This window comes from Persicobacter diffluens (assembly GCF_036244895.1).
GTDB lineage: Bacteria > Bacteroidota > Bacteroidia > Cytophagales > Cyclobacteriaceae > Persicobacter > Persicobacter diffluens.
Window position 1 is genome coordinate 2,858,768 of record NZ_BQKE01000001.1, and the last position, 19,445, is coordinate 2,878,212.

Consider the following 19,445-nt stretch of genomic DNA (forward strand, 5'->3'; position numbering starts at 1 on the left):
TGCTTAACCCGGATTATTTATGCTTCAATCCTCTTTTTGCTGCAAGGCGGGAAAAATCGGACTTTTACCGACCTCCAGACTAAAGCAGATCCCCTCAATTTCAATAAAAAAAAACGCCACGCTTTAGCCGGAATATTCATACGTCAATTCTCGTATAGCTTGTAGGCGGATGAAATGAAGGAAAAGTTTCCTATTTCGAGTTTTTCCAACGAAACAGGTAAATGAGGAGAAAGCAAGCAAACACAAATTTGAGCTAATAAAAAATCAGCAAAACTAACCCTAACACCCTGATCGATGGATCTTTGTGACATTCCGCCAAATCCATCGGTAAGATAATTCGGCTTAAATGAAAAAAGCGGATCCTGATAACAAGACCCGCTTTCCAATTTATGCTTTGTTTGATGTTCTTACGCTTCTACTTCTTCTTGCAGGTATTGCTCCACGGCAACATAGGGCAAATCAAACGCCTCGGCTACCGCTTTATAAACTACATCACCTTTCACCACATTCAAGCCCGGCTTCAATTGTGGATTTTCATTACATGCTTTCTTCCAGCCTTTATTCGCCAACTCAATCGCATAAGGCAAAGTAGCATTGGTTAATGCCAAAGTGGATGTATAAGGCACCGCTCCCGGCATGTTCGCCACACAATAATGTACGACATCATCAATGATAAAAGTAGGCTCGTTGTGAGTTGTTGGCTTACAGGTTTCAATACAACCACCCTGATCTACTGCCACGTCAACCAATACAGTCCCCGGACGCATTTCTTTCAGCATATCACGGGTAACCAAGTGTGGGGCTTTTGCTCCTGGAATCAATACAGCTCCAACAATCAGGTCAGCTGTCTTAATTTCCTGACGGATATTGTACTCGCTGGACATCATGGTTTTCACATTGGCCGCCATCACATCATCCAAATAACGCAGACGATCCAAAGAGATGTCCATGATGGTCACGTCAGCACCCATACCTGCCGCCATCTTAGCCGCCTGGGTACCTACTACACCCCCGCCTAATACCAATACCTTGGCTGGTTTCACCCCGGGAACGCCACCTAAAAGAATACCTCTCCCCTGTTCTGGCTTCTCCAAATACTTCGCGCCTTCCTGAATAGACATTCTTCCGGCCACTTCCGACATCGGCACCAATAATGGGAGGGAACGCCCTTTTTCCACTGTTTCGTAAGCCAAACAAACCGCCTTGCTTTCAATCATTGCCTTGGTTAAGGGCTCATAGGAAGCAAAATGGAAGTAGGTGAACAACAACTGATCTTCTTTGATCAAGTCGTACTCATATTCAATTGGCTCTTTGACCTTAATGATCATTTCTGCGATGGCATAAACATCCTCAATGGTTGGAAGGATAGTTGCACCGGCACTTTGGAATTCCTCATCAGAGAAACCACTTCCCAATCCTGCGGTCGCCTGAACGTACACCTCGTGACCATGCTTTTTCATTTCCACCACACCTGATGGAGTTAATGCCACACGATTCTCGTTATTCTTAATTTCCTTTGGAACTCCGATAATCATAATTCAACGGGTTTAATGTATACTGGTATTAATCTTAGAAAAATTACATTTTAAACAAATGGCATTTTCGTCCCTTGTTTCTGGCTGTTAATTTGTGACTTTTTATTTAATTTCCTACAAGTTGTCGGCTATTTTTTATTTATCATACTTTTCCAATTCAATTCAAATCATTCCTTTAAATGAATCAATCGCGAATCTGAAGGTGATTTTGAGGAGAACAAACTAAAAAAAGTGAAAAAATTTTTATAAAGAAAATCAATGTACTGCCAAATTTTATTTGGCAAAATGCATTACCGTCAAAATTTCGGTAAAATATTGAAAGTCAAAACAAAAAATCAAATCGCCGGAATTAAAATCTCCTTTAGGGCTTTCGGGGAAAAGAATGTATATTTAGAATAGGACAGGAAATATCCGGACTGTTAATTTTTATTTCTTCGGATATGTGAAAAGATTTTTGAGAACCTTAAAAACCAGTTTGACTGTGTCGAACCAAAATACAACAACTGTATCCCAATTGAACAAAAAAGATATTTTACAGGACTATCAAATTGTTGCCGAAAGCCGAGAAACAGCGCTAGTAGGTCGCAAAGAGGTATTCATGGGCAAGGCTAAATTTGGAATCTTTGGAGATGGCAAAGAAGTCCCACAGGTAGCCATGGCACGCGCCTTCCAAAAAGGAGACTGGCGATCAGGCTATTACCGTGATCAAACCTTTATGATGGCCATTGGTGAAATGTCCATTCAGGCTTTTTTCGCCCAGCTTTATGCCCATACTGATTTGGAGGCAGAGCCGGCTTCAGGGGGAAGAATGATGAATGGCCACTTTGGGACACGATGGATTGATAATAATGGCGACTGGAAATCACAGGCTGATACCTATAACGTAGCTTCTGATATTTCTCCCACTGCAGGGCAAATGCCTCGGATCATGGGCTTAAGCTACGCCTCAAAACTATATCGAAAAGAAACAAAATTACAGGGAGAAGCATTTTCAAAATTCTCCAATAATGGAAACGAGGTTGTATTCTCCACCATTGGAAACGCCTCCACTTCCGAGGGCATGTTCCTGGAAACCATTAATGCGGTAGGAGTCATGCAATTGCCGGTGGTGATGTCCGTTTGGGATGACCAGTATGGTATCTCAGTAGGGCCGGAACACCACACCGTTAAACAGAGTATTTCTAAAGCCTTGGAAGGATTCCAGCGTACGGAGGAGCATCCGGGGATTGAAATTTTTGAAGTGAATGGCTGGGATTATCCGGCACTGGTAGAAACCTATCAGGCCGCTGCAAAATTGGCTCGTGAAGAACATGTTCCATGTTTGGTACATGTGGTGGAAATCACCCAGCCGCAGGGGCACTCTACTTCCGGTTCTCACGAACGCTACAAATCCAAAGAGCGCCTGTCCTGGGAAGAGGAGTTTGATTGCGTAAAGAAAATGCGTGAGTGGATTTTAGCGGAAGGACATGCGACTGAAGAAGAATTGGAATCCATGGAACTGGCGGCTAAGAAAAAAGTGAAGGAAGAGAAAAATGCGGCCTTCAAAGCTTTCTTAGACAGCATGGTGGATGATCGCAATAAAATCATCAGCCTGATTGAAAATCTGGCGGCCAATGAAAATGAATCTGAGTCTATCAAAGCGGTTGCTGATGGCTTGAAAAATGCCTTCAACCCAATAAAACTAGACACTATAAAGTCGGCGAAAAAAGCGCTTCGCATTGTAAGAAGCAAGCCCTCTCCGGCACGAATGGCCATTCAAAAATGGTTACAGGAAGCCGAAGAGAAACATCGCCAAGAATACAATACATTACTTTACTGCGAGGATGATTCCTCCGCATTGAAAGTGCCGGTCATCGCCCCGACCTATGGGGAAGATGCTGAAATGAAGGATGGTCGTGAGATCATCAATGGCTTTTTCTTTAAGGCCATGGAAAAAGATCCGCGGGTGTTTGCTTTCGGCGAGGATGTCGGAAAAATTGGGGATGTGAATCAAGGTATGGCCGGACTTCAGGATAAGTTTGGGGCACTACGCGTACATGACACCTCTATCCGCGAAATGACCATCATTGGAGAAGGAACAGGAGCTGCCATGCGCGGTCTTCGCCCTATTGCCGAGATTCAGTATCTGGATTATCTGGTTTATGCATTAAATACCCTGACGGATGATGTGGCTTGTCTACATCACCGTACTGCGGGAGGACAGAAAGCGCCATTGATTGTGCGTACTCGCGGACATCGTCTTGAAGGCGTATGGCATTCCGGATCTCCGATCAGCATGATTTTGGGAAGCTTGAGAGGTATGTACGTTCTTACCCCGAGAAACTTTGTGCAGGCTGCCGGTATGTACAATACCCTTTTACAGGCGGATGATCCTGCTTTGGTAATTGAATGCCTGAATGGCTATCGCCTGAAGGAAAAAATGCCGAGCAATTTGGGTGAATACACCGTACCACTTGGACAGCCTGAGATTCTGAGAAGCGGAACTGACGTAACGGTGGTCACTTACGGTTCTATGTGTCGCATCATTGCTGCAGCAGCGGAGGATTTAGCACAGGTAGGCATTTCAGTGGAAATTATCGACGCACAAACACTGGTTCCATTTGATTTGGAACATAAGATTGTGGAGTCTATCAAAAAAACCAATCGGGTCGTATTTGCCGATGAGGATGTTCAGGGAGGCGCGTCGGCTTATTTAATGCAAAAAGTACTGGACGAACAAAAAGCTTATCAGTATCTGGATTCACAACCGATCTGTATTGCTTCTCAGGATCACCGTCCGGCTTATGGCTCTGACGGCGATTATTTCTCCAAACCCAATCCGGAAACAATATTTGATGCCATCTACAAGATGATGCACGAATATGACCCGCAGCAATTCCCGGAAATTTACTAAGCATATATTATAAGGTTACCATATTTTAAACAGTCACTTTTCGATTCAGAAGGGTGGCTGTTTTTTTAACCCGGATAATTCATGCTTAAATCCTCGTTTAGCTGCCAGGTGGGAAAAAGGAAGGGATTTTTCCTATTTCGAGGATTTTCCAAGGAAGCAGTTGAACAAGCACAAAGCAAGCATACCCAAATTTGAGCCATTAAAATTCGGCAATAGCAATTATAAAACATTGACACCAAATCACTTCCATCACCCCACTAACTCTATCAGTAAATAATTCGGCTTAAAGGATAAAAGCATTGGGTAAATCCGGATACTTTTCCCGTCATACCTTTCCAAAAACCGGTCGGGTCCTCCACATTTCTTTTCCGATATATTTATTTAGCAAATAAGTCATCATTTCCGGACCCATGCCGGTATTAGCACAAACAGCAGTATAAGGCTATTCCTCCCCGTAGGCGGACAGCATCACCACATTATTTGGAAAAGCCTGAATTTCGGAAAACAATTCCCAAGAAGGGTTCATCGTCCCTTCTTCAGAAGAATAAGTCTTGCCCATAAAAGCAATTTCACTAAGCTTGTTCAAATTCAGCTCGCATACCGAATACTGTTGATTTAACAAAGCAGCAACCTCTGCACTGTTAAATGTATGATGCTTTATAAACCTACAAGGGGAACAGCCATTCGTAGTAATAAATAAATAGATGGGCTTGCCTTCTGTATGAAAAGCCTCCAAAGCATCTGCCAGTGAAAGCTAGCGTAACACTTCCCCCGGAACCTCCTTTTTTCTAAAAAGTCTTCTCGAAAATCTGGTTGCTGCGCCAGCAAGGTGAGAGGCAAACAGCCGACCACAACTGCAAAAAAATAACGCATAACTGAAGGAGATTAAATAACAAAAAGCCACTCCGCTATGGAATGGCTTTCCTCTCAGGGCTCACCTGTGAATTTCTTTTTTCCTAGTTGAAAAAATTAAGCAGAGGTTTTTGAGTTTTTACGCTCCTGAACTTCCACGCGAATCTCTTGCGCCAGGTTTTTCAACTCTTGCATGCCTTTACGCACACGAGTACCAGCTGCCTGATTCTCTTTTTCATAGAATTTGTGGAAGTCAGCTTCCAACGAAAGAACTAGATCTTTGATTTCGTCAAATCTTTTCATTGTCTAAAAATAGGTTATCGTTGATAAATATATAAGGTTACACAGAAGCAATATAAGGAATTTAACCAAATATCCACAAAGTGAGGATATTAATTGAGGAAAAGCACAAAAAAAAAGATCGAAATTTGCCCAAAAATGAAGATTTTCTTCGTTTTTGAACCCATTTCGATCCTTTTATACCTATTTCACACCTTTACGGTGTTTATTGTCTTAAACGCTATTAATCAGGCATTTGCTCAGCAACACCATCTTTATTGTATTCGCCAGCTTCTAATTTATCTTTAATTTCCGCAAATGCGTTGATCGTTTCCTCCACATCAGCTAAAGTATGTGCTGCTGTTGGGATTAAACGCAACATAATCTGCCCTTTAGGGATTACCGGGTAAATTACGATGGAACAGAAAATATTAAAACGCTCACGGATATCTTGTGTCAAGTTCGCCGCCTCCAACATCGTACCCGAAAGGAATACTGGTGTTACAGGAGTTTGTGTGTGACCAATGTTGAATCCGCGCTCTTTCAAACCGGACTGCAAAGCATTCACTACTTCCCAAAGCTTGTCCTTAGCAGGAGAGTTTTTCAACATCTCCAAACGCTTCAGGTTACCCACTACCAATGGCATTGGTAAGGACTTTGCGAAAATCTGCGAACGCAAGCTGTAACGCAAGTACTTCACGATCTTCTCATCACCCGCTACGAAAGCTCCGATAGAAGCCATAGACTTGGCAAAAGTAGAGAAGTAAAGATCAATACCATCCTGACACTCCAACTGCTCACCAGTACCTGCACCTGTAGCACCCATAGTACCGAAACCGTGGGCATCATCCACAAACAAGCGGAAATCATATTTTTCCTTCAGCTTGATTACACCTGGTAGGTTACCCATCACACCTGACATACCGAAAACCCCCTCAGTGATCACCAAAATACCACCACCGGTCTCCTTCGCCAAACGCTCAGCACGCTCCAACTGCTTCTCCAATGACTCCATATCATTGTGGGCATAAACGAAACGCTTACCAATATGCAAACGCAAACCATCCAAAATACAAGCATGGCTTTCTGCGTCATATACCACTACATCACGACGGTCCAAAACAGCATCGATGATCGATACTACCCCCTGGTAACCGAAGTTCAATAGGAAACAATCCTCTTTACCTACGAAATCCGCTAACTCACGCTCCAACTGCTCGTGCTTCACTGTATTACCGGACATGATACGCGCACCCATTGGGTAAGCCAATCCCCAGTCAGCAGCAGCTTGTGCATCCGCCTGACGGATCTCAGGATGGTTCGCCAATCCCAGGTAGTTGTTCAACGACCAGTTCAAAACCTGACGGCCCTGAAAAGTCATGCGTGGACCAATCTCCCCTTCCAATTTAGGGAACATATAGTAACCCTCGTCCACATCTGAATATTTACCCAGAGGTGTGTTCTTTGCATCACACTTAGCAAATAAATCCATAAAGAATATCTTTTAACAACAAAAAATGCTTTTCAAATCGAAGCACAAAGGTATAAAAAAAAGCTTCTCACCCAAAGATTAAGATGAGAAGCTCTAATCAAATTCATGATTATAATGAATTTATTTCCAATCTTTTAAAGAAATTTATTCGATACGTTCAATTTTTGCCCCCAGTGCTCGCAAACGGTCATCAATGTACTGATAGCCCCTGTCAATTTGCTCCACATTATCAATCACACTCGTTCCATTTGCCGAAAGTGCTGCAATTAATAAGGAAACCCCTGCACGAATATCCGGGCTGGTCATACGGATACCTCTAAGCGGATATTTTCTATCCAAGCCGATCACCGTGGCACGGTGAGGATCACAAAGAATGATCTGCGCGCCCATATCAATCAATTTATCGGTAAAGAACAAACGGGACTCAAACATCTTCTGGTGGATCAGAATAGTACCCTTCGCCTGCGTAGCCACTACTAATAGGATCGACAATAAGTCCGGCGTAAAGCCAGGCCAGATGGCATCCGCCACGGTCAGGATAGAACCGTCAATGAATGTCTCGATCTCATAATGCTCCTGTGCCGGAATGAATAAATCATCACCACGCTGCTCAATCTTAATGCCCAGCTTACGGAAAGTATCCGGGATAAGTCCAAGCATATCAACACGTACATTTTTAATGGTAATCTCGGACTTGGTCATGGCCGCTAAACCGATAAAAGAACCAATCTCGATCATATCCGGCAACATCGTATGGGTAGTTCCTCCCAATACCTCCACCCCTTCGATGGTCAGCAGGTTGGAGCCTACACCCTGAATGTTCGCCCCCATGCGATTCAACATCTTACACAGCTGTTGCAAATAAGGCTCACATGCCGCATTGTAGATGGTTGTGGTTCCTTTGGCCAATACCGCCGCCATCACCAGGTTGGCTGTACCGGTTACGGAAGCCTCGTCCAGCAAAATATATTGCCCCTCCAAGCGGTCCGCATCCACGTAATAGCGGTGCTTCTCCTCATTAAAAACGAAATTGGCACCCAGTTTTTTCAAACCAATAAAGTGGGTATCCAGTCGACGGCGACCGATCTTATCTCCTCCGGGCTGTGGCATTTGAGCTTTCCCAAAACGCGCCAACAAGGGACCAATCATCATGATGGAACCACGAAGGGAAGAAGCTTTCGTACGGAAAGTCTCGGTTTCCAAAAAGTTCAGATCCACATCTGAGGCCGTAAAGCGGAATGCTCCTGCTTCTTCCAACTGCTCTACCTTAACGCCAAAGTCGCGCAGCAATTCAATTTGCTTATTGACATCACGGATGTTGGGAATATTGTGAATCGTTACAGGCTCCGAGGTCAGTAATACCGCTGACAAAATTTGTAAGGCTTCATTCTTAGCACCCTGTGGCGTGATCTCCCCACCCAGCTTGTGCCCGCCTTCAATTTTAAATGCCGACATTATATGGTTTGGTTTTAGTTTCTAACAATAGTTAACGAAAAGAATGGCAAAGTCCTATGAATTTTTAAATAGAAAAATTACTCAAAACTTGCCCGGCCGGCACTCCTGCAATAATCTGCTTGATTTTTACCAGCCACGAATAACAAAACTAATAAAAAAAGGAGACTGCCCAGCCTCCTTTAGTATTATTAATTTTTTCTTTTTCGATATCCTCCGCTTCGGTTTTGATTCCCTCGATTCTGCCCCTGACTGCGGCCCTTATTGGAGAATTTCCTTCCACGGTTATTGGAGTAGTTGCGGTTTGGTCGGCCAGTAGGTCCGGAAGTTACTAATAGTTGATTTTCCAGGATATGCTCCTCATCAAACTTCAATTTCCCACGAGACAAGCGCTTAATATCCGCCAGGATAACCTTATCATCCACATTGTCGCGATTCCATTGCAAATAGAAGGTGCGCATTAGCCTTCCGATGGTCACCACCGCTCCTAGTCGCTCTTCTTCATCCTCAATTTCAGTAGCCTTGGCGATCATGTTCTCGATATTTCTACCGTAATGCATAAAAGACGGACGGCCACCCAAATAAGGCACCTGTGCCGGTTTTTTATGAATACTGGCTGGCTCCGGACGCTCAAAAGGCCCATCCACATCCAGTGCAAAATCAGTCATGATATACAGGTCATCCCATAAACGCTGCGCATATTCCGGAGAATCCTTCATTTTGTTGGGCGTCAATTCCTTCATCAGGTGAATCAATGCATGCGCCGCCTTGGTTCTTTCTTGTCGGTCCTCAATCCCTACCACATGCGCGGCCAGCTCCTGAAGGTTGCGTCCATATTCGCGTTGTAAGATTTCTGCTTTAGTGGTGTTATATACAAACATATATTCAATTTTATAATTCCCGGCTAGTGGTATAACGCATGTGCCCGGATGATGACGTAAAAGAAATAATTTTTTTCTAAAAAAACAGCTTATCCCCCTTGGATTTTCCTTTTGGGGCTGCCCTCGCTACACTCGGTCGGGCTTTCGGGGCTCGTTCTTTTTGCCGGCACTGCAAAAAAACATCCACGCCAGTGCCGGCAAAAAGGAACTCAGACAAGCCCCCTCAATCCCTCAGCCGGATCAGCGGCCGGAGAGTGATTCCCTATATATAAAAAGGTTTGCGGCCAACAGACTCCACACTGCCTGACCGTCCTTTCATTTATTCTACTATTCTAAGTTTGGCAAAGCTTAATAGCAATGTCTTCTCCCCCACATTATCAAAATTGACCTTGGCTTTAGGCGCTGCCCCCTGTCGGTCCAGCTGCACAATATTTCCAAAGCCAAATTTAGCATGCTCCACTTTCTGCCCCTCAGCCAAATCCGCCGGATTACTAGCGGTGAAATCCGCTGAAGCTTTATGTGCCGGAACCGGCTTACGGGAAGGCACTGGTCGCTGCACCAAATTCTTGGCATATGATGCCCCGGAAGCTCCTGTACCCGTAGCAAAACCTCCACCAATTCCGGACGGACGATCAAAGCTACCACCCGGAGCGGCATTTCCAAAACTTACCTGCTTAGATTTTTTCGCTACATTCAATAATCCGGGCTCCACCTCTTCCAAAAAGCGGGAAGGCTCACAGTTCACCAACTTCCCAAAACGATAGCGGGTCATGGCATAAGACATGGTCAGCTTTTGCTCCGCACGGGTGATGGCCACATAGAACAATCGGCGTTCTTCTTCCAAATCTTCCCTGGACTCCATCATCATGGTGGAAGGGAATAATTCTTCCTCCAGTCCGGTCAGGAATACATGACGGAACTCCAGTCCCTTGGCCATGTGGATGGTCATCAGCGTGACCACATCCGGATCATCATCCTGCGCCTGATCCACCCCCGTCAGCAGGGAAACTTCCTGCAAGAAGGCATCCAGGGATTTATCTTCGTTCTCCTCATTATCCACATACTCCTTCACCGCATTCAGCAATTCCTGCACGTTTTCATAGCGGCTGACGCCCTCCACGGTTTTGTCCGCAAACAACTCGCGCATCAGGCCGGAAGCTTTGGCTATTTTCTGAGCAGCCTCGTGTGCATCATATTTCTGCACATCCACCTGCATGGCCTTGATCATGGTCACATAACCATCCACGGCATTGGCTGCTCTGCCTGGCAAATACATGCGGCATTGCTGCAGGGCTGTCCATAAGTCCACCGATTGCTCAGCAGCAAATACCCGTATTTTATCCACGGTCCCCGGGCCAATGCCCCGCTTAGGCAAATTAATCGAGCGGACGACGGCCTGCTCATCATTCGGGTTTAGGGCAATACGGAAGTAAGCCAACAAGTCCTTAATCTCCCGGCGCTGATAGAAAGATAGTCCGCCAACAATTTTATATTTCAAATTCGCACGACGCAGGGCTTCCTCCAATGAACGCGATTGCGCATTGGTACGGTACAATACTGCGAAATCCTGATTGTGCCATTGGTTCTGCATCTTGGATTCAAAGATCCCCTGAGCAATCAGCCTGGCTTCCTCTCCATCTGAGGCGGCAGAGATCAAATCAATCTTCTCACCCTCGGCATTCGCGGTCCAGACATCCTTTTTGATTTGCCCCTGGTTTTTGGCAATTACGCCATTGGCAGCGTTCACAATCGTGCTGGTAGAACGATAGTTCTGCTCCAGCTTGATAGTACGGCAATCCGGAAAGTCCTTTTCAAAATTCAGAATGTTCTGAATATTCGCTCCACGGAAAGCATAAATGGACTGCGCATCATCCCCTACCACACAAATATTTTGGTGTACCGCCGCCAGCTTTTTCACAATCAGATACTGCGAAACGTTGGTATCCTGAAACTCATCAACCAACACATAGCGAAAACGATGCTGATATTTATGCAAAACATCCGGATGATCACGGAACAACACATTGGTATTGAACAACAGATCATCAAAATCCATCGCTCCTGCCTTGAAACAACGCACCACATAGCGCTTATAAATCTCTCCCAGCATCGGGCGATTGGCGGCCTCATCATCGGCTTTGTACATCGGATTATTGATATACTCCTGCCAGCTCACCAGACTGTTCTTAGCATTGGAAATGCGACTGTAGACCGCATTCGGCTTGTAAAGCTTATCATCCAGCTGCATTTCCTTCACGATCGTCTTGATCAGTGACTTGGTATCATCTGCATCATAGATGGTGAAGTTGGACGGATAGCCCAGCTTATCACATTCAAATCGAAGAATTTTTGCAAAAACAGCGTGAAAGGTCCCCATCCACAAATTACGCGCCTCATTTCCCACCTCTTTCTCAATGCGCTCGCGCATCTCCTTAGCGGCTTTATTGGTAAAGGTCAAGGACATGATCGAGAATGGATCCACCCCATGGGCACGCATCAGATGGGCGATACGAAACGTCAATACCCGTGTCTTCCCTGATCCTGCTCCGGCAATAATCATGGTTGCTCCCTCGGTGTTTACCACTCCTTCCCGCTGTGGGGGATTCAATTGATCCAAATAATTCATGCTGCTTTTGCGCTTTCTCTGATTAATGTGAATGGCAAGATACGAATAAATTCAGAATTCATTTTCATAAAACACCTGCCCCATCAGGGCTTTTTCACAAAGAGCCAGATCAGCCCATCAATACATTTTTCTTAATCATCATTCGTTGCTTTTTCATTTTTCCTCGATAAAAAACGAAACAAAAGACCAAAGCAGTTAGCAATTTCAGATCCCCTCCGAATCCACTAGCGGAAGCCATCAAGCCACTATTTGAGGATTGAAGTGAATAGTAAAAAAAGGTTATCAGAGCTCTCTTCAGCAGCAAACCTCATCGCTTTTCGCCAATTGTTCAAAACCCGGAAGTTGAAATAGGAAGTATTGGAGCGTATTTAAAAGCACACCATCCGGCTGCAAATTCGAATTATTGGAAGCGATTTTGGCTTTTAAACACGCTCTCAACGCTAACCCATCCATGACCTAAAGCCTGATATTTTAACAATCTGAATGGAAGTCAATTTGCTTTCCTTCACTCATCTGCCTCCTTGGAAAATTTCGAAATAAGCAACTCCTGAACCATTTCCCCCGCCTTGCCGCTAAACAGGGAAGCATTCATCATTTGGCTTAATCACCAACAAGCACATCCCCCTGCACAAAAAACTCACGCTTTTAGACTTATATTTTATTTGCGCGATTTCTCATATTGTTATTTTTTTCTGCCCTGCATTTTTTGCGCTGCTTTTTTCAGAGAAAGCCATTAGTTTAGAATAGAAGATCACCCTTACTATAGAAAATTTTTATGGACTTTTTATCCACACCTGACGCAGAGGGATTTTTTGGTTCCTACGGTGGGAGCTTCCTTCCTGCTCCTATTCAAAAAGAAATTGATAAAATTACGGAGATGTACCTTAAGCTCCGTGAAGATGCTTCTTTCTGGACGGAAATTAATAGCATCCGAAAACATTATCAGGGCCGACCTACCCCACTTTATTATTGTAATCGTTTATCAAAGGCTTATCAGGCTCATATTTACTTAAAACGAGAAGACCTCAACCACACCGGTGCACATAAACTCAACCATTGCATGGCCGAAGCCCTATTGGCCAAAAAAATGGGTAAAAATAAATTGATAGCAGAAACCGGAGCAGGTCAGCATGGCGTAGCCTTGGCTACTGCTGCTGCCTACTTCGGACTTTCTTGTGAAATTCACATGGGAGAAGTGGACATTCAAAAAGAGAAACCCAATGTGGATCGAATGATTGTCTTAGGGGCTAAAGTTATTCCGGCTACCCATGGTTTGAAGACATTAAAAGAGGCTGTGGACAATGCCTTTGAGGCTTATCTTAAAGATCCTGAAAAAAGCATTTATTGCATTGGATCGGTGGTTGGTCCACACCCATTCCCCATGATGGTTCGGGATTTTCAGGCCATCGTTGGGCAGGAAGTTCACGACCAATACCTGCAAATGCTGGGCAAACTACCTGACCACATTGTGGCTTGCGTAGGAGGAGGCAGCAACGCCATCGGCATGTTCAGTGCCTTTTTGGATGAGCGGGTAGAACTGCATGGGGTAGAACCTGCAGGCAAAGGAATACACCTAGATGGCCAACACGCCGCCACACTGACCAAAGGCAAGAGAGGCATGATTCATGGCTTTAAATGTTACAATCTGGAAGATGAAAAGGGGGAACCACTAGCGGTACACTCAATCGCCAGTGGCCTGGACTATCCGGGAGTAGGGCCGGAGCATTGCATGTTAAAAGACAGCGGCCGGGTTGATTATGTTAGTGTCACAGACGAAGAATGTATCCAGGCCTTTTATGAGTTGTCTCAGCTGGAAGGCATTATCCCGGCCCTTGAAAGCGCACACGCATTGGCTTACGCCAAAACGCTGGGCACATTGGATGCAGGCGCCAACATCTTGGTTAACCTTTCTGGTCGTGGAGATAAAGATTTGGAATATGTCTTAAAAAATTTTCCTGCCCATGAGTATTATTTAGAAGAACAAGAATCAAACCCCATTTAAAAAATACATTTTTTTATTCCATTGCATAGCGGGACGCCAAGGGCGAGCACTGTTGACTCCCTTTATTCTTTTAAAAAAAGCCCCCAACCAACTATTTTTCACCAACCACTAATAGGTTTATAAAATTCCATTTTACAGGTAGGACAGCATCCAACTATGCCCCCAAGTAGTTCGGAATAAGCTGTCCTACATTTTTATTACCTCATTAAACCGAATTATGTATGCTGAAAGCCTTACACATTGGCAAATCGGTAGAAATGAAGGATTCGGCCCTGTTTTGAATTTCCGCCGATGAAGCAGGTGTAAGAGGAACAGGTAAACCGAACCAAATGCGGGCTACTTTAAATGAGCGCGCCCTCAAAACACTGTGAATATATCGTTTGGCTGTATTTACTAAATCTAACGACTCATATTCGGTTAAAAATAGCATTTCATCTCCCCCCTCCCGAGGCCTCGAAAAAACACATTTCTCTACTAGCCTGCCCCGAATTTTCTCTATAAATATTGACATGGAAGCACCTGCCATTCCTGCTGTAATGATGAAAAGCCCCGAGTACTGAAAAAATTTGCACTATATTTGCCCTTTGATCATGCATCAAGCAGTTAGTAAAGAAATCATTTAGCAAAAAATATTATGATTGTAGTCGACAATCAAGTCATCAGTGACGACATTAAAGAGCGGAAATTCGTCTGCGATTTAAGTAAATGTAAAGGCGCGTGCTGCGTTGAGGGAGACCTTGGAGCTCCATTGGAAAAGGAGGAGCTGGCCATTATGGAGGATGTTTACGAAAAGGTAAAGCCCTATATGACGGAGGCCGGCATCAAAGCGGTGGAAGAGGAAGGCATCTATGTGGAAGATTGGGAGGGGGATTACTCCACCCCGATTATCAACGGTAAAGAATGTGCTTATGCCATTATCGAAGAAGATGGCACCCTGAAATGCGCCATTGAGCAAGCTTATCTGGATAAGAAAATTGATTATCACAAGCCAATCAGCTGTCATCTCTACCCAATTCGCATCACCAAGTACGATCAGTACGATGCCCTGAATTACGATGAGTGGTCGATTTGTGCAGATGCCTGCAGCTTGGGAGAGAAATTACAAGTGCCGGTCTATAAATTCCTAAAAGGTCCATTGGAAAGGAAATATGGCGAAAAATGGTACCGCAAGCTTTGTAAAATCATTGAACAGGAAGAAACTTAAAAATCTTCACCTGAAGCATTGAAGTAGAAACAAGAGAGGTCCTAAAGGGCCTCTTTTTTTGCTTAAACCGAATTATTCACCGATTTATTTATTACCAAGTAGTAAGTAGTTTATTTTCATTGATTTATAACAACCCAAATTTGGGCAAGCTTAATCATGAATAATCCAGCTTAAAAATAGAAAATCCACTACTCGGACCAAGTCCGGCCGAAATAATAAATATTTCGCACAAATCGATATTAATGGAATAATATTTTATTTTTCACAAAACAACACCTAAAACATAACATAAAATTGAAAATTTGGTAATGATTATCATTCCGGACTATTAGATAAAATAGTAGCTTCCTTTACAGCATTTTTTTCAGCAATCAAAATTCACTTTTATGAATGAGGCCTTACAGGAAGCTGCCATGCTACTAGCGATTGGAATGATCACCGTATTTCTGATCCTCTTTTTAATTGTTGGTTTAGGGAATGTATTAATCCAAATCGTCAATCGATTCTTCCCTGAGGAAAAAACCAACGCCCTTCCCATTACCACCTCTAAAAGCCCGCCTGAATCCCCTCAAAAAATATCCACTGCTCAATTGGCGGCTATTACCGCTGCTGTAAATGTCATTACCCATGGAAAAGGACATATCACGAGCATCGACAAAGTCTCTTAATTTTTAATCAACAGTATTTTTTCAAATGTCTAAAGCCATCAAATTCAGCCTGGTTTACCGCGACATGTGGCAATCCAGTGGAAAATATGTTCCCCGAGTGGATCAATTAGTTAAAGTCGCTCCTCACATTGTGAAAATGGGCTGTTTTGCCCGGGTAGAAACCAATGGAGGGGGATTTGAGCAGGTGAACTTATTATTCGGTGAAAACCCCAATAAGGCCGTAAGAGCCTGGACAAAACCTTTTCAGGAAGCCGGAATCCAAACCCATATGCTGGAGCGCGCCCTGAATGGAATACGCATGAGTCCGGTTCCTGCAGATGTTCGCCGGTTGTTTTTCAAAGTCAAAAAAGAACAGGGCACTGATATTTCCCGCTCTTTCTGCGGCTTGAACGATGTACGAAATCTGGAAAATTCGATCAAATTCGCCAAAGCCGTAGGCATGGTTTCTCAGGCCACCCTATCGGTCACCTACTCCCCGGTACATACGGTGGAATATTATGTGAATATGGCGAAAAAGCTGATTGCGATGGGGGCGGATGAAATCTGCGTAAAGGATATGGCAGGCATTGGCCGACCGGCATGGCTGGGGAAAATTGTGAAGGGCATAAAGGCTGCACATCCGGAAATCATTATCCAATACCACGCCCACTCAGGACCGGGCTTCGCCCCTGCGTCCATACTGGAAGTGGCCAGGGCCGGAGCGGAAATCATAGATGTAGGCATGGAGCCGCTTTCCTGGGGAACAGGTCATGTTGATTTACTCACTGCCCATGAAATGCTGAGAGATGCCGGATTTGAAGTTCCGGATATTAATATGGAAGCCTATATGCAGGTGCGGAAACTGACGCAGGAATTCATGGATGACTTCCTGGGCTATTACATCAACCCAAAGAACCGCTTCATGAATTCTCTGTTGATTGGCCCGGGACTGCCCGGGGGCATGATGGGCTCATTAATGGCGGACCTGGAAGATAACCTGAAGTCGGTAAATAAATTTAAAAATAAGAATGGCCTGAGACCACTCAGCCAGGATGAATTACTCATCAAACTTTTCGATGAAGTGCAATACGTTTGGCCGAAACTCGGCTACCCGCCGCTGGTAACCCCATTTTCTCAATATGTGAAAAATGTGGCCATGTTCAATGTGATGGCCATGGAAAAAAACAAAGCACGCTGGAGCATGATCCCCGATAATGTATGGGACATGATCCTGGGGAAATCCGGCCAACTCCCCGGGCCTGTAGACCCGGAAATTATCCAGCTGGCCAAAGCCCAAAATAAAATATTTTTTACAGGCATTCCCCAGGATTCTTATCCGGACGCTTTGGACAATTTCCGCCAGGAAATGAAAGATCAGGGCTGGGATGTTGGACCGGATGAGGAAGAACTTTTCGAATTGGCCATGCATCCCGAGCAGTACCGTGCTTTTAAATCCGGCAAAGCCAAGGCTGATTTCGAAGCTGATTTGGCCAAACGAAAAATAGCAAAAAACAGCCCTCCAACTCCTGAGGGGAAGACCATTAATTCCACTGCGCCCAGCCCCAGCGAAATGAATGTGACGGTAAATGGAGAAGTATTCCACGTAAAGGTGGATTATGAAATCCATCCCGCTTCCGAAAAGGCATCTGCGAATCAAACAGCAGTACAACCCCCAATAGCTGCTAAAGCGGAAGAAGAAGCCAGGACGATTCTAGCCCCTATTGAGGGCAAGTTCTTCCTGACCAAATCCAATGCTGAAAGCCCTAAAAAGGTGGGTGATAATATACAGGAAGGAGACATCATTGGGTATGTGGAATCCATGAAGGTTTATAATGCCATCACGGCAGATGTTGGCGGGCAGATTACAGAAATTTGTCCGGGAGATGGAGAGAGTGTCGATGAAGATGACATCCTGATCAAAGTGCACTAATATTCATTGCGTCCCAATCTTGGGGGCGCCATTTTTCTAGCTTATGGAAATCATTGAAAACTTATATGAGATGACTGCCCTGAGCAACCTTTTCCAAAGTCCGGGCACCCTTATCATGCTGGCATTGGGACTGTTTTTGCTATATCTGGGCATCTACAAGCAATACGAACCACTACTATTGGTTCCTATTGCCTTCGGCATGATACTCGCCAATTCCTTAGGCGGAGGCATGGCCATCAGTACCGAGGAGGAGATCAAGCACCTCACCTTTCTGGAAATTGCCAGTCAGTATGGCATCATGAATTATTTATATTACACCCTCATCAAAACCGGTTTACTGCCACCACTCATTTTTATGGGGGTTGGTGCACTCACGGATTTTGGCCCCATGCTCCGGAACTTGCGGCTGGCCATTTTCGGAGCCGCCGCACAGATGGGCATTTTCACGGTGCTGATCATGGCCATCCTGATGGGCTTCAGCCTGAAAGAAGCCGCCTCTTTGGGCATCATTGGTGGTGCCGACGGCCCCACTGCAATTTACACCACCATTAAGCTGGCTCCTCATTTATTAGGACCTATTGCCATTGCCGCTTATTCCTATATGGCTTTGGTGCCTGTTATCATCCCGCTGGTAGTGAAATACACTATGAATGAACAGGAGCTCAAAATTAATATGAAGGAGATGGACAAACGCTTCCCTCCTAAGCATGAAATAAAAAACATGCGGTTGATGAAAATCCTTTTCCCACTATTTGTGGGTGGATTAGTGGCCTTTTTCGTGCCTTCATCTGTTCCTCTAGTGGGCATGTTGCTCTTTGGTAATTTGGTAAAAGAAATTGGAGCCAATACACTTCGGTTAAAAGAGGCAGCTTCGGGTCCGATCATGAATGCGGCCACCATTTTTCTTGGCCTAACTGTGGGGGCTACCATGACGGCCCAAACATTCCTGAATACCAAAACCCTTTCTATTGTGGGGGGCGGTTTTTTGGCTTTCGCGATTTCCATTGCTGTGGGAATAATGGCCGTAAAAACCTATAACCTTTTCGCGGAGAAGAAGATCAATCCGCTGATCGGAGCCACCGGCTTATCGGCTGTACCCATGGCCTCTCGGGTGGCCAATGAAATCAGTCTCCGTTATGATTCTCGGAATCACATTTTGCAATATTGTATGGCCTCCAATATTTCAGGCGTGATTGGTTCCGCTGTGGCGGCGGGCGTCTTGATTTCATTCTTGAACTAAGCTGAATGAGGCCCCACTTTACTTACGCTCCTGAAAATTAACCACCTTAAAAAAACACTATTAAGCCGGATTGCGCTTGCTTAAATTCTCATTTAGCTGCAAGGCGGAGAATATGAAGGAATTTTTCCTATTTCGAGTTTTTTCCCTGGAAGAAGTTGAACGAGGAGAAAGCAAGCGCTCCCCCATTTTGGACTATTAAAAAAATCAGCAAAACCACCTATCACGAACTGTCCCTCTGGACCTATTCGCAAAACCCGACAGGAGATAATTCTGGTTAAAAATGTCTGCATAAAAAGAACAAGCCCCCAGCTCATTCCTACCCGCTCGACAAGGACTCTCCAAAATTATGCTTTGTGATCACGAAAACTGCTTAGCAGCTAAGCCTACCCCCCTAACTAAAGACGCAACAATC

The 19,445-nt window shown here is 44.6% G+C and carries 12 protein-coding genes and 1 pseudogene; 6 read left to right on the plus strand and 7 right to left on the minus strand.

The genetic code is table 11. The annotated features are described in order from the left end of the window. Nucleotides 1-407: 407 nt before the first annotated feature. Complete coding sequence (gene ald, locus AAA970_RS11540) at nucleotides 408-1,535, minus strand: alanine dehydrogenase (protein ID WP_053405758.1); 1,128 nt, start codon at nucleotides 1,533-1,535, stop codon at nucleotides 408-410. Nucleotides 1,536-2,049: 514 nt separating this feature from the next. On the opposite strand from ald, the gene AAA970_RS11545 reads away from it, so the two are divergent. Continuing rightward, nucleotides 2,050-4,428: an alpha-ketoacid dehydrogenase subunit alpha/beta gene (locus tag AAA970_RS11545; RefSeq protein WP_338237231.1), complete on the plus strand. Its 2,379-nt coding sequence runs from the start codon at nucleotides 2,050-2,052 to the stop codon at nucleotides 4,426-4,428. Between the two features lie 598 nt (nucleotides 4,429-5,026). Here AAA970_RS11545 and AAA970_RS27815 read toward each other — a convergent pair. The 6 genes and pseudogenes from AAA970_RS27815 to AAA970_RS11570 form a co-directional block, all read right to left on the minus strand. Continuing rightward, nucleotides 5,027-5,164 (minus strand): annotated as a pseudogene (locus tag AAA970_RS27815) (hypothetical protein); the annotation flags it as partial. Between the two features lie 233 nt (nucleotides 5,165-5,397). After that, nucleotides 5,398-5,583: a hypothetical protein gene (locus tag AAA970_RS11550; RefSeq protein ID WP_053405762.1), complete on the minus strand. Its 186-nt coding sequence runs from the start codon at nucleotides 5,581-5,583 to the stop codon at nucleotides 5,398-5,400. A 220-nt stretch (nucleotides 5,584-5,803) separates the two neighbouring features. Beyond that, nucleotides 5,804-7,051, minus strand: coding sequence for an aminotransferase class I/II-fold pyridoxal phosphate-dependent enzyme (locus AAA970_RS11555; protein WP_053405763.1), 1,248 nt, complete (start codon nucleotides 7,049-7,051; stop codon nucleotides 5,804-5,806). Nucleotides 7,052-7,195: 144 nt separating this feature from the next. Then, nucleotides 7,196-8,506, minus strand: a complete 1,311-nt coding sequence (gene murA / locus AAA970_RS11560) for a UDP-N-acetylglucosamine 1-carboxyvinyltransferase (RefSeq protein ID WP_338237232.1) — start codon at nucleotides 8,504-8,506, stop codon at nucleotides 7,196-7,198. A gap of 188 nt (nucleotides 8,507-8,694) precedes the next feature. After that, entirely contained in the window at nucleotides 8,695-9,384 is a 690-nt protein-coding gene (locus AAA970_RS11565) for a DUF4290 domain-containing protein (protein WP_338237233.1), read from the minus strand. Nucleotides 9,385-9,703: 319 nt separating this feature from the next. Beyond that, nucleotides 9,704-12,010: an ATP-dependent helicase gene (locus tag AAA970_RS11570; RefSeq protein WP_338237234.1), complete on the minus strand. Its 2,307-nt coding sequence runs from the start codon at nucleotides 12,008-12,010 to the stop codon at nucleotides 9,704-9,706. 775 nt (nucleotides 12,011-12,785) lie between these two features. Here AAA970_RS11570 and trpB point away from each other — a divergent pair. The 5 genes from trpB to AAA970_RS11595 all read left to right on the plus strand — a co-directional run bounded on the left by trpB (nucleotide 12,786) and on the right by AAA970_RS11595 (nucleotide 19,033). Beyond that, nucleotides 12,786-14,012: a tryptophan synthase subunit beta gene (trpB, locus tag AAA970_RS11575; RefSeq protein WP_338237235.1), complete on the plus strand. Its 1,227-nt coding sequence runs from the start codon at nucleotides 12,786-12,788 to the stop codon at nucleotides 14,010-14,012. Between the two features lie 634 nt (nucleotides 14,013-14,646). Next, a complete protein-coding gene (locus AAA970_RS11580; RefSeq protein WP_053405769.1) occupies nucleotides 14,647-15,216 on the plus strand; it encodes a DUF3109 family protein in 570 nt (189 codons plus the stop codon). A 386-nt stretch (nucleotides 15,217-15,602) separates the two neighbouring features. After that, nucleotides 15,603-15,884: an OadG family protein gene (locus AAA970_RS11585; RefSeq protein WP_053405770.1), complete on the plus strand. Its 282-nt coding sequence runs from the start codon at nucleotides 15,603-15,605 to the stop codon at nucleotides 15,882-15,884. A gap of 25 nt (nucleotides 15,885-15,909) precedes the next feature. Beyond that, nucleotides 15,910-17,793: a biotin/lipoyl-containing protein gene (locus tag AAA970_RS11590; RefSeq protein WP_338237236.1), complete on the plus strand. Its 1,884-nt coding sequence runs from the start codon at nucleotides 15,910-15,912 to the stop codon at nucleotides 17,791-17,793. 43 nt (nucleotides 17,794-17,836) lie between these two features. Further along, nucleotides 17,837-19,033: a sodium ion-translocating decarboxylase subunit beta gene (locus AAA970_RS11595; protein WP_338237237.1), complete on the plus strand. Its 1,197-nt coding sequence runs from the start codon at nucleotides 17,837-17,839 to the stop codon at nucleotides 19,031-19,033. Nucleotides 19,034-19,445 lie beyond the last annotated feature (412 nt).

Excerpts from the sequence above, each read along its gene's own strand:
- AAA970_RS11550 (WP_053405762.1), bottom strand. The coding sequence starts at position 5,583 with ATGAAAAGATTTGACGAAATCAAAGATCTAGTTCTTTCGTTGGAAGCT.
- murA (WP_338237232.1), bottom strand. The coding sequence starts at position 8,506 with ATGTCGGCATTTAAAATTGAAGGCGGGCACAAGCTGGGTGGGGAGATC.
- ald (WP_053405758.1), bottom strand. The coding sequence starts at position 1,535 with ATGATTATCGGAGTTCCAAAGGAAATTAAGAATAACGAGAATCGTGTG.
- AAA970_RS11585 (WP_053405770.1), top strand. The coding sequence starts at position 15,603 with ATGAATGAGGCCTTACAGGAAGCTGCCATGCTACTAGCGATTGGAATG.
- AAA970_RS11555 (WP_053405763.1), bottom strand. The coding sequence starts at position 7,051 with ATGGATTTATTTGCTAAGTGTGATGCAAAGAACACACCTCTGGGTAAA.
- AAA970_RS11595 (WP_338237237.1), top strand. The coding sequence starts at position 17,837 with ATGGAAATCATTGAAAACTTATATGAGATGACTGCCCTGAGCAACCTT.
- AAA970_RS11565 (WP_338237233.1), bottom strand. The coding sequence starts at position 9,384 with ATGTTTGTATATAACACCACTAAAGCAGAAATCTTACAACGCGAATAT.
- AAA970_RS11590 (WP_338237236.1), top strand. The coding sequence starts at position 15,910 with ATGTCTAAAGCCATCAAATTCAGCCTGGTTTACCGCGACATGTGGCAA.
- AAA970_RS11580 (WP_053405769.1), top strand. The coding sequence starts at position 14,647 with ATGATTGTAGTCGACAATCAAGTCATCAGTGACGACATTAAAGAGCGG.
- AAA970_RS11570 (WP_338237234.1), bottom strand. The coding sequence starts at position 12,010 with ATGAATTATTTGGATCAATTGAATCCCCCACAGCGGGAAGGAGTGGTA.
- trpB (WP_338237235.1), top strand. The coding sequence starts at position 12,786 with ATGGACTTTTTATCCACACCTGACGCAGAGGGATTTTTTGGTTCCTAC.